The following is a 12,384-nucleotide window of genomic DNA, read 5'->3' on the forward strand; positions in this document are numbered from 1 at the left end:
GGGTTTAAACTGAAAAAATGGTCTTGTACTGCGCATCGGAAAACGCCACGCTGAACTGGCCATCCTTGTCCAGCACGGGGCGCTTGATGATGGACGGGTTTTCCAGCATCAGCTCGAGGGCGCTGGCCGCGTCGGTGATCGATGCCTTGCGCTCGTCGGACAGGGCGCGCCAGGTCGTGCCTTTCCTGTTGACCAGCACATCCCACGGCAGCTGCTGCAGCCACGCTTCCACGGTGGCGCGTTCCAGGCCCTGTTTCTTGAAGTCGTGGAAGGCGAAGTCGAGTTGCTGCGCGGCCAGCCAGGTACGGGCCTTTTTGACGGTATCGCAGTTGGGGATACCGTAGAGTGTAATGGTCATAGTGATAGTGCTAACGGGGAATGAATGCGGTTCGCTTGATCGCGGCGCTTGCGCCAGCACGATATGCGATGTTAGCCGTCATTATACAGTCGATGTGCAGCCGATGCGGCGCTGCAACATGTCCCGCGGATTCCCCTATACGGGCCGCGGCGCCGCCTTGCTCATCTCTGGCGCACCGAAATGCAGGCCCAGGCGCAAGGCCAGGGCGCGCAGGGCGCCGCTTTCCTGCAGGTGCAGGGCCAGCGCGATATGGCCGTCGGGGCGCACCAGATAGGCGGCGTCGCGGCCCAGTCCGGCCAGCTTGGCGGCCACGTTGAAAGTATAGCAATGCACGGGCAGCTTCAGCACGCGCGCCTCGTCCAGCAGTTCGGGCGCCGGCTCGCCATAGATGTGCAATTGCCAATCCATGCTGCGCAGGGCCGTGAAATTGTCTTGCGTGCCATCGGAGAACCACGGCAGGCGGTCGCCGCCACGCAAGTGTTCCGCGTAGCCGGCGGACAGGGCGCTGTCCTCATAGCTGATCTGGATTTGCGATACCGTCTTGAACAGCAAACGGCGCGCGCGCTCGAAGCCGGACAGGAAGGGCAGCGCGTGCGGCACCAGCCAGCGCCGCAGGAATTGCCCGGCCATGCCTTGCGCGACGATGGCCTGGAAGGCGCGGTCGGTGGTGGCGACGAGGCGGCGCGCGAAGACGATGCGCTCGCTTTCATAGGTGTCGAGCAGGGCGTCGTTGCTCTGGCCGTGCAGTTTTTGCGCCAGTTTCCACGCCAGGTTGACGGCGTCGCCCAAGCCCGTGTTCATGCCCTGGCCGCCGACGGGGCTGTGCAAGTGGGCCGCGTCGCCGAGGAGGAAGCAGCGCCGCTGGCGGAATTGCCCGGCCACCCGGTGATGCACTTTATACGTGGAAAACCAGTTGACGTGCTCGACCTGGGCTCCCAGCAGGGTTTCCACGTCGGCGCGCACGTCGTCGAAGACGGGCGCGGGCGCGCCTTCCGGGCGGTCGGGCAGGATGCCGATCAGGCGCTGCATGCCGCTGGTGCGCACGGGCAGCATCAGGGCGAAGGAATTCGCGCCCAGGTGGGCGTGCAAATCCGTGTTGCCGCCGGCCACTTGCGCATCGGCCACGTAATACAGGTGGTCATAGGTGCCGCCGGAAAAGTCCACGCCGGCGATCGTGCGCACGGCGCTGCGGGCGCCGTCGCAGCCGCAGATATAGTCAAACGTGCAATATTGGCGTTCGCCATCTTTCAATAGAATGGCTTGCACTTCGCTATCGTCCTGCGTCCACAGGTCCAGCGCGAGGTTCCATTCCACGTGCACGCCGGCCGCCGCCAGCTTGCTGATAAGAAAACGTTCATGTTCGTCCTGGGGCAGGCTCAGCACGAAGGGATAGGGGCTCAGGCCTTCGCCGATCTCGCCCAGCGTCAGTTTCACCAGTTCCTCGCCGCCTTCATGGATGTGCGCCGCATTGATCTTGATGCCGAGGCTGACCAGCTCGTCGGCAAAGCCCAGCTGCTGGTAAAACTCGAGGGTGCGCGCATGCACGGCCATGGCCCGCGACGCTTGCCCGGGGCCGCTATTTTTGTCGATGATGCGGCAATCGACGCCATGGCGCGCCAGGCGCAAGGCAAGCATGAGGCCGGTAGGGCCGGCGCCGACGATCAATACGGGAGGTGTATTCATGCCATCCAGTATAGGACAGGATGGAAGGCGGGGGCGGGACGATTGAAGTTGCGTACCGGAAATGAAAATGTCCCGCCAGAGCGGGACATGCAGGGTGCTGCGTGCGCCTTCCGGCGCAGTGATTAAATTCCGCGCAGCAACTCGTTGATGCCGGTCTTGGCGCGGGTCTTCGCATCCACGCGCTTGACGATCACGGCGCAGTACAGCGAGTACTTGCCGTCTTCCGATGGCAGGTTGCCCGACACCACGACGGAGCCGGCTGGCACGCGGCCGTAGGTGACTTCGCCCGTGGCGCGGTCGTAGATCTTGGTCGACTGGCCGATGTAGACGCCCATCGAGATGACCGAGTTTTCCTCGACGATCACGCCTTCGACGATTTCCGAGCGGGCGCCGATGAAGCAATTGTCTTCGATGATGGTCGGGTTCGCTTGCATGGGCTCGAGCACGCCGCCGATGCCGACGCCGCCGGACAGGTGGACGTTCTTGCCGATCTGCGCGCAGGAACCGACGGTGGCCCAGGTGTCGACCATGGCGCCTTCATCGACGTAGGCGCCGATGTTGACGTAGGACGGCATCAGCACGACGTTCTTGGCGATGAAGCTGCCGCGGCGGGCGACGGCTGGCGGCACCACGCGGAAACCGCCCTTGGCGAAGTCTTCCTTCGTGTAGTTGGCGAACTTGGTCGGCACCTTGTCGTAGAACTGCATCGTGCCATCGGATGGCAGGACGACGTTGTCTTCCAGGCGGAACGACAGCAGCACGGCTTTCTTGACCCACTGGTTGACGACCCAGTCGCCCGTGGTTTTTTCCGCCACGCGGATGCTGCCGTTGTCCAGGCCATTGATGACGTGGGCGACGGCGTCGCGCAGTTCGGCAGTGCCGTTGCCCGGATTGATCTCGGCGCGGTTTTCCCAGGCCTGGTCGATGATGTTTTGCAGTTGTTGGCTCATGATGATGTCTTGTTTAGTTGGTTGATGCGGATGCGGAAAGCTGCTGGCAGAATTTTACTATGCGCAGCGCCGCTTCCAGCCCTTCGGCCGTTTCGGCCACGAGAGCCATGCGGATGCGGTTGCGGCCCGGATTGATGCCGTGCGCGTCGCGCGCCAGGTAACTGCCAGGCAATACCGTGACATTATATTCGGCGTACAGGCGTTGCGCGAATTGCGTGTCGGACAGTCCCGTGCGGCTGACGTCGGCCCACAGGTAGAAGCCGGCGTCCGGCAGTTGCACGTCCATCACCGTTTGCAGCAGCGGCGTGATGGCGTCGAACTTGGCGCGGTACTTGGCGCGATTTTCCTCGACATGGGTTTCGTCGTTCCAGGCCGCGACGGAGGCCGCCTGCACGGCGGGGCTCATGGCGCCGCCGTGGTAGGTTCGGTACAGCAGGAATTTTTTCAGCACTTCCGCGTCGCCGGCGACAAAGCCCGAGCGCATGCCCGGCACGTTCGAGCGCTTCGACAGGCTGGAAAACACCACCAGGCGCGCATATGGACGCTCGATGGTGGACAGGCCCAGCATGTGCGCCGCCTGCAGCGCGCCCAGCGGGGGCGTGTCGCCGTGGTAAATCTCGGAATAGCACTCGTCGGCGGCGATGACGAAGTCGTGGCGCTCGGACAGGGCGAACAGGTGTTCCCAGTCCGTCAGGCTCAGGACGGCGCCCGTCGGGTTGCCCGGCGAACACAGGAACAGCAGCTTGACCTTTTCCCACACGGACGCGGGCACGCTGTCGTAATCGCAGCCGAAATTGCGCGCCGGGTCGGAATTGACGAAATACGGTTCGGCGCCGGCCAGGTAGGCCGCGCCTTCATAGATCTGGTAAAACGGATTCGGGCTGATCACGAGCGAGCCGGCCGACGGATCGATCACCGTTTGCGCCAGCGCAAACAGCGCTTCGCGCGAACCGTTCACGGGCAGGATTTGCGTGGCAGGATTGAGCTTGGGGATGCCATAGCGGCGCTCCAGCCAGCCGGCAATGGCGGTACGCAAGGCTTCCGAACCGATGGTGGTCGGATAGCTGGCCAGGCCATGGATATTGTCCGTCAATGCCTGCTCGATGAAGGCTGGCGTCGGATGCTTGGGTTCGCCCATGCCCAGGCTGATGGGCGCGTAGTCGGGATTGACCGTCACGCCGGCAAACAGCTGGCGCAGCTTTTCAAACGGATATGGTTGCAGTTTAGCAAGAAGTGGATTCACGGAGCGGACCAGGGCAAGAGTGGAATGATGGTGTCGCCGATCATGGCCGGCGCGGCGCAATGACGCAGGTCAAATAAATCGGCTCAGCCTTTTATTATAGCCGGCCTCGCGGATGGGCTGTGCAAGCGGGGCCTGGCAGGGCGATGCCTTGGCTGCGGCTGCGGCTGGTGCCGGCCTCGTGGCCATGGCTGGCGCCGGGCCCGGTTCATGCCAGGTCCTGCCAGCCCCGGCGCGCCGCCTGCCCATCACGGCCTTGCTGCGCCGGGGAGTGCCGCGCCATGGCGCGGCAGGGTAAAATACGCTATGTCTACCTTACTTCCCACCCTGCTTGCTATTGAAACTTCGTCGGAACTCGCGTCTTGCGCCCTGCTGCGCGGCGATGCCGTCCTGTCCCGCTCTTCCTCGGGCGTGCGCACCCATTCCCAGTCCATCTTGCCGATGGTGCAAGAACTGCTGGCCGAAGCGGGCGTGACCCTGGCCGAGGTCGACGCCATCGCCTATGGCTCCGGTCCCGGTTCGTTTACGGGCGTGCGCACGGCATGCGGCATCGCGCAAGGCCTGGCCTATGGCGCCAGCCTGCCCGTCGTGCCCGTCGTCACCCTCGATGCGATGGCGCTTGCGTGCCATCAGCAGCATGGCGCGCAACGCATCGTAACCGTGCTCGACGCCCGCATGGGTGAAGTGTACTGGGCGCAATACGATTACCAGGATGGCTTGCAAGCCGTCTTGCCGCCGGCCCTGAGCGCGCCGGCCGGCGTGGCGCCGCAAGGCGACGTCGCCGGCTGCGGCAATGGCTTCACGGCGTATGCCGAGGCATTGGCCGCGCTGCCCTGCGCCGCCACTGCCGATGCCGCCATCATGCCGCACGCCGTGCAGGTGGCGCAGCTGGCGCGCATCGCTTTTGCCGCCGGCCACGTCGTGAAGGCGGCCGATGCCCAGCCTTTGTACTTGCGCAACAAGATCGCCTACACGAGCGCCGAACGCCTGGACATGCAGGCCGCCAAGGCGGCCGCGGAGTCCGTGCAATGAGGGAGGCGGGCAAGGATGCGGTAACGCAGGCCGACAGCGCAGCCGGCTGGGACTTGCTGCGCCTCGACTATCAGCCGATGGGCGAAGCGGACCTGGCCGAAGTGCTGGCGCTGGAGCAGCGCGTATATCCGCATCCCTGGACGCATGGCAACTTTGTCGATTCGCTGCAGAGCGGTTACCCGGCCTGGGTCTTGCGCGACGTGGATGGCACCTTGCTCGGCTACTTCCTGCTGATGCTGGTCGTCGACGAGGCGCATTTGCTCAACGTGGCCGTCGACGGCGCCATTCAGGGCCAGGGACTGGGCCGTTTCCTGCTGAACCAGGCCTGCGCCTGCGCGCGCCAGCTGGGCATGGAATCGATGCTGCTGGAAGTGCGCCCGTCGAATGTGCGCGCGCTCGATATTTACCAGCGCTATGGATTTGCACAGATAGGCCGGCGCAAGGGATACTATCCGGCCAGTAACTCGCAACGTGAGGACGCCATCGTGATGCGTTATACCTTATGAGCCGCAGCGCCGTTTTCCTCGATGAAATGGGCGTCGGCCCCCTGTGGCGCCTGCGCCAGGGCGCCGCGCCCGAGGCCGCCGAAGCAGCGCTGGCGGACGTCGTTGCCACCGTGGACGTTGCCGCGCCCGTGACGGCGCCGGCACCCGTCCCCGTGCCGGTGGCCGCAACGCCGGCAGCCGAAGCGCCTGCGCCCGTGGCTGCGGTGCCTGCCGAGGTGGCCGTCGTGGCGGATGCGGCAGAGATGGCGCCGGTCGCCGTTGCCGTCGTGCCCGTTCCAGCCGCCGCAGCGGACGACACGGCCTGGTTCGACGACGCGCCCGCGCCGCCGCCCGCCAGGCAGCTGAGCGACGCCGACATCGCCGTCCTCGACTGGGAAGGCTTGACGGCGGCCGTGGCCAAATGCGCGCGCTGCGACCTGTGCAAGACGCGCAAGGGCGTCGTCATGGGCCGTGGCGATCGCCAGGGCGATTGGCTGATGCTGGCCAGCAGCCCCTCGCGTGCGGAAGAGCGGGAAGGGCGCGCCTTGCCGGGCGAACAAGGCCAGTTGCTCGACAATATGCTGAAAGCCATCGCCGTCGATGCGGGGCGCGATGTGTATATTACCCACTTGCTGAAATGCCGTCCGCTCGATGATGCCGGACAGGAACGCTTGCCGACAGAGGCCGAGTCCGCCGCTTGCCGGCCGTATTTCGAGCGCGAACTGGCCCTGCTGCAACCGCGCACCATCGTCACCCTTGGTTCGATGGCTGCCGCCGGCATCACGCCGGGCGAAAAGCCCGTGCGCGGCAAGGTGCGCCAGCTGGGCAATGCTGCCGTCGTGGCGACCTTCCATCCGGAAATGCTGTTGCAGGATGAGACGGGCAAGGCCAAGGCGCGCGCCTGGGCCGACCTGTGCCTGGCGAAAAGCACGCATGCCCGCGGCTGACACGGCCAGCGACAGCTTCCACGCCCGTTTCGAGCAGCGCTGGGGGCACCTGACCCGCCCCCACGTGCGGGCGCTGGCCTGGCTGCTCGACTCGCCCGACTTGCTGGCCCCGGCCAGTGCCCACTGGGGTGGGCGCATCGCCAGCCTGGGGCCGCTCACGCCCGCCGTGGCCGCATGGCTGGACGCACTGCAGGTGGAGCCGGCGCCGCTCGAAGCGGCGCTGGGGCCGCGATTCTATTCCCGCCTGGGCCTGTATGCTGAAAAGCTGCTGGCCTTTTATTTTGAGCAACATGGTGTATTGCAAGCCCACGGTTTGCAAGTGCAGGTCAACCGCAACGACACCGTGGGCGAGTTCGACTTCCTGCTGAAAAACATGAATGGCGACGGCAATTCCTTGCTGCACTGGGAATTTGCCACCAAGTTCTACCTGCTCGAAGGCGCGCCCGATCCCGGTATTTTCAACCATTTGATCGGCCCCAACCTGGCCGATACCTTGGGCTTGAAGATGCGCAAGATACTCGACAAGCAACTGGCCCTGTCCCGCCATCCGGCCGCGCAAAACTTGCTGGCGCAACCGGTGCGCGCGGCGCAGGCGCTCGTCAAGGGCTGGCTGTTCTACGCCCCCGGCACGGAGCCCCGCATCGACGGTATTTCCCTGGAGCATGGTCACGGCTTCTGGTGCACGCCCGCACAGCTGGCGGGACAGCGCTATGTCGTCCTGCCGCGCCTGCAGTGGCTGGCACCGTTCAAGGGCCGCGACGTGGCGGTGCTCGATGCGGCCGCCTTGCAAGCGCAGTTGTTTGATCTGGCGCAACCGGTGATGGTGGCGCAGGTGGATAATATCGAAGGTTGGGAAGTGGAGCGCGCGAGGGGCTTTGTCGTGCCCGAGGATTGGACGGCGCAGGCTGCCGCGCGACGGCTGGCAGGTGGCTTACCGATTTAAAACTCTGAATCCAATACGAAATCCGGGGTTCGACCCTGATGGTCTGCCCCCATCCTTTGCTTGGGTTGAGTGTTTCAGTGTTTCTGCTTGCCAATCAACGACAGACAATCAACGACAGATTATGGTGCTCAGTTACGTAGGTCAGATTAGCGCGGTAGGTCGGATTAGCGCGTAGCGCGTAATCCGACGCCACATTGCTTAATGTTTTTGCTCGCCAATCAGCGACAGATTGTCGTGTTCGGCCTGGTTCAGCTTGTGTTTGCGCATGATCATGTACATGGTGCCGGCGACGAACAGGCCGAACAGGGTGATGATGATGTTCAGCGGCAGGTGCAGGCGGATCATGATGGAATACACGGCCAGCATGGTCAAAATGGACAGGTTTTCATTGAAGTTCTGTACGGCGATCGAATGGCCTGCGCTCATCAGCACGTGGCCGCGGTGCTGCAGCAGGGCGTTCATCGGCACGACGAAGAAGCCGGACAGGGCGCCGATCAGTATCAGCAGCGGGTAGGCGATCCACACAGAATGCACTTGCGTCATCATCATGACGATCACGCCCATGGCGATGCCGAGCGGAATGACGGTCAGCGATTTGCGCAGCGGAATGAAGCGGGCCGACAGCACGGCGCCGGCCGCCACGCCGATGGCGACCACGCCCACCAGGCTGGTCGCCTTGTCGAACGGCATGTTCAAGGATTGCTTGGCCCATTCCAGCACGATCAGCTGCAAGGTGGCGCCGGCGCCCCAGAACAGGGTCGTCACGGCCAGGGTGATCTGGCCCAGCTTGTCTTTCCACAGGATGGAATAGCAATTGGCAAAATCGGTAATCAGTTTGATAGGATTGCGTTCCTGGTGCGGATACACGCAGCCCGTGTCGGGAATCTTCAGGTTGGCCAGCGTGGCGAGGATGTAGATGCCGACCACCACGCACAGGGCCGCTTCCGTCTTGTTGGTGATGCCCGTGTCGATCAGCGGGAAGTCGAAGGACAGCAGCATGTCGGACACGTGGCCGCTGACGAGCGCGCCGCCCATGACGGTGCCGAGGATGATGGAGGTGACGGTCAAGCCTTCGATCCAGCCATTCGCCGCTACCAGCTTTTCCGGCGGCAGCAATTCCGTCAGGATGCCGTACTTGGCGGGCGAGTACACGGCCGCGCCAAAGCCGACGACGGCGTAGGCCAGCAGCGGGTGTACGTGGAAAAAGACGAGGGCGCAGCCAAAGATCTTGACCATGTTGGCGATGAACATGACCTTGCCTTTAGGCAGGGCGTCGGCGAAGGCGCCGACGAAGGCGGCCAGCAGCACGTAGAATAGCACGAACGACAGTTTGAGCAGCGGCGTGATCCACGCCGGGGATTTCATGGACACCAATAAATCGACGGCGACAAAAAAGAGGGCGTTATCTGCCAGCGAGGAAAAGAACTGCGCCGCCATGATGGTATAAAAACCACGATTCATTCTGGAATGCCTGAAATCATATCTGGCTTGCTTTATACCACGAAAAAACGGCAAACCCCAAGTTTGGACGGGCCCGCTTTGCATCGTCTTGCCTAAGCGAAGCTTAATTTTTCTGCCGTAGAAAAATACACATACATATGAGCATTTTATAAATACTGTCGTGTGCGACCATCGTGCACGCCTGCCGACCCGCGTCCGGCCCATCCGGTAAAATACGGCTTTCCCACCTGCCGTGAACGACGCATATGCCCAGGCCCCTGATCGCCACCATCCATCTCGATGCCATGCAACATAATCTGGCGCGTGCCCGCGCCTGCGCGCAAGGCGCGAAGGTCTGGGCCGTGGTGAAGGCGAATGCCTATGGCCATGGCCTGGAGCGGGCGATGCGGGGCTTTGCGCAAGCCGATGGCCTGGCGCTGGTCGAGGTCGATTACGCCGTGCGCTTGCGCGAACTGGGCTGGACCAAGCCCATCTTGCTGCTGGAAGGGTTTTTCGACGCCAGCGACTTGCCCGTGATGGCGCAGTACGGCTTGAGCGGCAGCGTGCACTGTGTTGAACAGATCGCCATGCTGGAAGCGGCGCGCCTGCCGCGGCCCATCGACGTGCAGCTGAAAATGAATACGGGCATGAACCGCCTGGGTTTCACCCCGCAGGCCGTGGCCGCCGCGTATGCGCGCCTGCGCGCCATGCCGCATGTCGGCACGATCACCCTGATGACGCATTTCGCCAATGCGGACGAAGCGGCGCCCACGCGCATGCCGCTGGCGCAGCAGATGCTGCGCTTCGAGGCGGGCGCGGCCAGCATAGGCACGCCCTTGCCGCGCAGCCTGTGCAATTCGGCCGGCCTGCTGCTGCACCGGCTCGACAGCGACTGGGTGCGCCCCGGCATCATGCTGTACGGCGGCACGCCCAGCGGCGCCCCCGGCGGCACGTCGGCGCAGGCATTCGGCTTGCTGCCCACCATGACCTTGCGCAGTAGCATCATCGGCATCCAGGATATCGCCGCGGGCGAGGTGGTCGGCTATGGCAGCCGCTACGAGGCGGCCGGCAACGTCAAGGTGGGCGTGGTGGCCTGCGGCTACGCGGACGGCTATCCGCGCCACGCGCCCGAGGGCACGCCCGTGCTGGTCGACGGCGTGCGCACCGTGCTCATCGGCAGGGTGTCGATGGACATGCTGATGGTTGACCTCACGCCAGTGCCCGGCGCACGGGTGGGCAGCAGCGTGACCTTATGGGGGCAGGGCATGCCGATCGACGAGGTGGCGCTGGCCGCCGGCACCATCGGCTACGAGCTGATGTGCGCACTGGCGCCGCGCGTGCCCGTGACCGAGGGGTGAGGCAACAGTGACGCGAGCGCACTGTTTGTATATACTGTATATATAGACAGCAGTTTCACCTTACCGGGCAAAGTACACCATGGCAAAAGTCAAGACCATCTACACCTGCAGCGATTGCGGCGCCATCAGCAATAAATGGATGGGGCAATGCACCTCGTGCAACCAGTGGAATACCATGGTGGAAACCGTGCCCGAGACGGGCGGCAACAACCGCTATTCGAATCCGCAGCACATGTCGCTGGCGCAGACGGCGCCCGTGCTGTCGCTCGACGATATCGACGCCATCGACGTACCCCGTTTCGGCACGGGCATCGAGGAATTCGACCGCGTGCTGGGCGGCGGCATGGTGGCGGGCGGCGTCGTGCTGATCGGCGGCGATCCCGGCATCGGCAAGTCGACCCTGCTGCTGCAGGCGCTGGCGAACATGTCGCACCACAAGCGCGTGCTGTATGTGAGCGGCGAGGAATCGGGCGCGCAGATCGCCCTGCGCGCCAAGCGCCTCGTCATCGACGCCAAGGAACTCAAGCTGCAGGCCGAGATCCAACTCGAGAAGATCCTCGCCACGCTGGCCGATCTGAAGCCGGAAGTGGTGGTCATCGACTCGATCCAGACCGTGTATTCGGACGCCCTCAGCTCGGCGCCCGGTTCCGTGGCGCAGGTGCGCGAGTGTGCCGCGCAGCTCACGCGCGCGGCCAAGCAGACGGGCGTGACCATCATTCTGGTGGGCCACGTGACGAAGGAAGGCGCGCTGGCCGGCCCGCGCGTGCTCGAGCACATCGTCGACACGGTGCTGTATTTCGAGGGCGACGCCCATTCCAGCTTCCGCCTCGTGCGCGCCATCAAGAACCGTTTCGGCGCCGTCAATGAGCTGGGCGTGTTCGCCATGACGGAAAAGGGCTTGAAGGGCGTGTCGAACCCGTCCGCCCTGTTCCTGTCGCAGCACGACAACCAGGTGCCGGGTTCGTGCGTGATGGTGACGCAGGAAGGCACGCGTCCGCTGCTGGTGGAAATCCAGGCCCTCGTCGACACCAGCCACTTGCCGAATGCGCGCCGCCTGTCCGTCGGCCTCGAGCAAAACCGCCTGGCCATGCTGCTGGCCGTGGCGCACCGCCATGCGGGCATCGCCGCCTTCGACCAGGATGTCTTCATCAACGCCGTCGGTGGCGTCAAGATCACGGAACCGGCGGCCGACCTGGCGGTGTTGCTGGCGATTAACTCGTCGATGCGCAACAAGCCGCTGCCGCGCGGGCTCGTCGTGTTCGGCGAAGTGGGCCTGGCCGGCGAAATCCGTCCCGCGCCGCGGGGCCAGGAGCGCTTGCGCGAAGCGGCTAAGCTGGGCTTTACCCTGGCCGTGGTACCCAAGTCGAACTTGCCGAAGCAAGCCATCGACGGCATCAAGGTCATCGGCGTGGAGCGCATCGACGAAGCGTTCAACAAGTTGCGCGACCACGAGTAAAAGTTGGTATGGTTTAAATGCCAAGCTTGAGACAAGTCAAACTAAATTTCCGTTTAGAACTATAATATTTGTCCGATGGATTCACCTCGTGAATCCGCGTCGACCATGAATTGATAGAGAAGCGGAATACAGTGTCAGTTGAGCAAAGGCAGGGCGCACGCAAGATATTGCGTGCCAAGGCAATGTTGGTGATGGATGGCGCGGGCCCCGTGGCGGCGCGCACGCTTGACGTGGGGCCGGGCGGCATGTCGGCCGTGGTGGCCGATCCGGTGCCGACAGGCAAGCAGGGCAAGGTGCTGTTCGAGCTGTTTTACGATGGCAAGGCGCATATCATCGAGGCGCGCACGTCCGTGTCGCATTGCATTTTCAGCAGTGCCGGTTTCAAGGTGGGACTCACTTTCCAGCACCTGGACATGGCCGTCAGCAGCGCCATTTCCAAGTTCATGCGCTAGCCGCGCCATCGGCCTGCGCGCAAGCGGCGGCGCTGTAGAA

At 63.8% G+C, this 12,384-nt stretch carries 12 protein-coding genes; 7 read left to right on the forward strand and 5 right to left on the reverse strand.

All coding sequences use genetic code 11. The annotated features are described in order from the left end of the window. Positions 1 to 4: 4 nt before the first annotated feature. The 4 genes from O0880_RS07370 to dapC all read right to left on the reverse strand — a co-directional run bounded on the left by O0880_RS07370 (position 5) and on the right by dapC (position 4,234). Positions 5 to 358: an ArsC family reductase gene (locus O0880_RS07370; protein ID WP_289885829.1), complete on the reverse strand. Its 354-nt coding sequence runs from the start codon at positions 356 to 358 to the stop codon at positions 5 to 7. Between the two features lie 135 nt (positions 359 to 493). Continuing rightward, on the reverse strand, positions 494 to 2,041 hold the full coding sequence (locus O0880_RS07375; protein WP_289885830.1) for an FAD-dependent oxidoreductase: 1,548 nt from the start codon (positions 2,039 to 2,041) through the stop codon (positions 494 to 496). Between the two features lie 122 nt (positions 2,042 to 2,163). Next, positions 2,164 to 2,991: a 2,3,4,5-tetrahydropyridine-2,6-dicarboxylate N-succinyltransferase gene (gene dapD / locus O0880_RS07380; protein WP_071322849.1), complete on the reverse strand. Its 828-nt coding sequence runs from the start codon at positions 2,989 to 2,991 to the stop codon at positions 2,164 to 2,166. Between the two features lie 13 nt (positions 2,992 to 3,004). After that, positions 3,005 to 4,234, reverse strand: a complete 1,230-nt coding sequence (dapC, locus tag O0880_RS07385) for a succinyldiaminopimelate transaminase (protein ID WP_289885831.1) — start codon at positions 4,232 to 4,234, stop codon at positions 3,005 to 3,007. 303 nt (positions 4,235 to 4,537) lie between these two features. On the opposite strand from dapC, the gene tsaB reads away from it, so the two are divergent. The 4 genes from tsaB to O0880_RS07405 are packed head-to-tail and all read left to right on the forward strand — an operon-like array spanning position 4,538 to position 7,638. After that, a complete protein-coding gene (gene tsaB / locus O0880_RS07390) occupies positions 4,538 to 5,263 on the forward strand; it encodes a tRNA (adenosine(37)-N6)-threonylcarbamoyltransferase complex dimerization subunit type 1 TsaB (protein ID WP_289885832.1) in 726 nt (241 codons plus the stop codon). Beyond that, entirely contained in the window at positions 5,260 to 5,769 is a 510-nt protein-coding gene (gene rimI / locus O0880_RS07395) for a ribosomal protein S18-alanine N-acetyltransferase (RefSeq protein ID WP_071322852.1), read from the forward strand. Before tsaB ends, rimI begins: the two co-directional genes overlap by 4 nt. Continuing rightward, positions 5,766 to 6,695: a uracil-DNA glycosylase gene (locus O0880_RS07400; protein WP_289885833.1), complete on the forward strand. Its 930-nt coding sequence runs from the start codon at positions 5,766 to 5,768 to the stop codon at positions 6,693 to 6,695. Before rimI ends, O0880_RS07400 begins: the two co-directional genes overlap by 4 nt. Next, on the forward strand, positions 6,682 to 7,638 hold the full coding sequence (locus O0880_RS07405; RefSeq protein WP_289885834.1) for a DUF1853 family protein: 957 nt from the start codon (positions 6,682 to 6,684) through the stop codon (positions 7,636 to 7,638). The genes O0880_RS07400 and O0880_RS07405 overlap by 14 nt, the downstream gene beginning before the upstream one ends. A 198-nt stretch (positions 7,639 to 7,836) precedes the next feature. Here O0880_RS07405 and lplT read toward each other — a convergent pair whose 3' ends face one another. Further along, complete coding sequence (lplT, locus tag O0880_RS07410; protein WP_071322855.1) at positions 7,837 to 9,099, reverse strand: lysophospholipid transporter LplT; 1,263 nt, start codon at positions 9,097 to 9,099, stop codon at positions 7,837 to 7,839. Between the two features lie 245 nt (positions 9,100 to 9,344). On the opposite strand from lplT, the gene alr reads away from it, so the two are divergent. The 3 genes from alr (at position 9,345) to O0880_RS07425 (ending at position 12,344) form a co-directional block, all read left to right on the forward strand. Further along, positions 9,345 to 10,436, forward strand: a complete 1,092-nt coding sequence (gene alr / locus O0880_RS07415) for an alanine racemase (RefSeq protein WP_289885835.1) — start codon at positions 9,345 to 9,347, stop codon at positions 10,434 to 10,436. Positions 10,437 to 10,515: 79 nt separating this feature from the next. After that, positions 10,516 to 11,892, forward strand: a complete 1,377-nt coding sequence (radA, locus tag O0880_RS07420; RefSeq protein ID WP_071322857.1) for a DNA repair protein RadA — start codon at positions 10,516 to 10,518, stop codon at positions 11,890 to 11,892. 131 nt (positions 11,893 to 12,023) lie between these two features. After that, positions 12,024 to 12,344, forward strand: a complete 321-nt coding sequence (locus O0880_RS07425) for a PilZ domain-containing protein (protein WP_289885836.1) — start codon at positions 12,024 to 12,026, stop codon at positions 12,342 to 12,344. Positions 12,345 to 12,384: the final 40 nt, after the last annotated feature.

Source organism: Janthinobacterium sp. SUN118, from assembly GCF_030397695.1.
Lineage (GTDB): Bacteria > Pseudomonadota > Gammaproteobacteria > Burkholderiales > Burkholderiaceae_D > Janthinobacterium.

Bases quoted from the DNA above. Each gene is read 5' to 3' on its own strand.
- O0880_RS07400 (WP_289885833.1), top strand. From the start codon at position 5,766: ATGAGCCGCAGCGCCGTTTTCCTCGATGAAATGGGCGTCGGCCCCCTG.
- dapD (WP_071322849.1), bottom strand. From the start codon at position 2,991: ATGAGCCAACAACTGCAAAACATCATCGACCAGGCCTGGGAAAACCGC.
- alr (WP_289885835.1), top strand. From the start codon at position 9,345: ATGCCCAGGCCCCTGATCGCCACCATCCATCTCGATGCCATGCAACAT.
- lplT (WP_071322855.1), bottom strand. From the start codon at position 9,099: ATGAATCGTGGTTTTTATACCATCATGGCGGCGCAGTTCTTTTCCTCG.
- rimI (WP_071322852.1), top strand. From the start codon at position 5,260: ATGAGGGAGGCGGGCAAGGATGCGGTAACGCAGGCCGACAGCGCAGCC.
- radA (WP_071322857.1), top strand. From the start codon at position 10,516: ATGGCAAAAGTCAAGACCATCTACACCTGCAGCGATTGCGGCGCCATC.
- O0880_RS07405 (WP_289885834.1), top strand. From the start codon at position 6,682: ATGCCCGCGGCTGACACGGCCAGCGACAGCTTCCACGCCCGTTTCGAG.
- O0880_RS07375 (WP_289885830.1), bottom strand. From the start codon at position 2,041: ATGAATACACCTCCCGTATTGATCGTCGGCGCCGGCCCTACCGGCCTC.
- O0880_RS07370 (WP_289885829.1), bottom strand. From the start codon at position 358: ATGACCATTACACTCTACGGTATCCCCAACTGCGATACCGTCAAAAAG.
- tsaB (WP_289885832.1), top strand. From the start codon at position 4,538: ATGTCTACCTTACTTCCCACCCTGCTTGCTATTGAAACTTCGTCGGAA.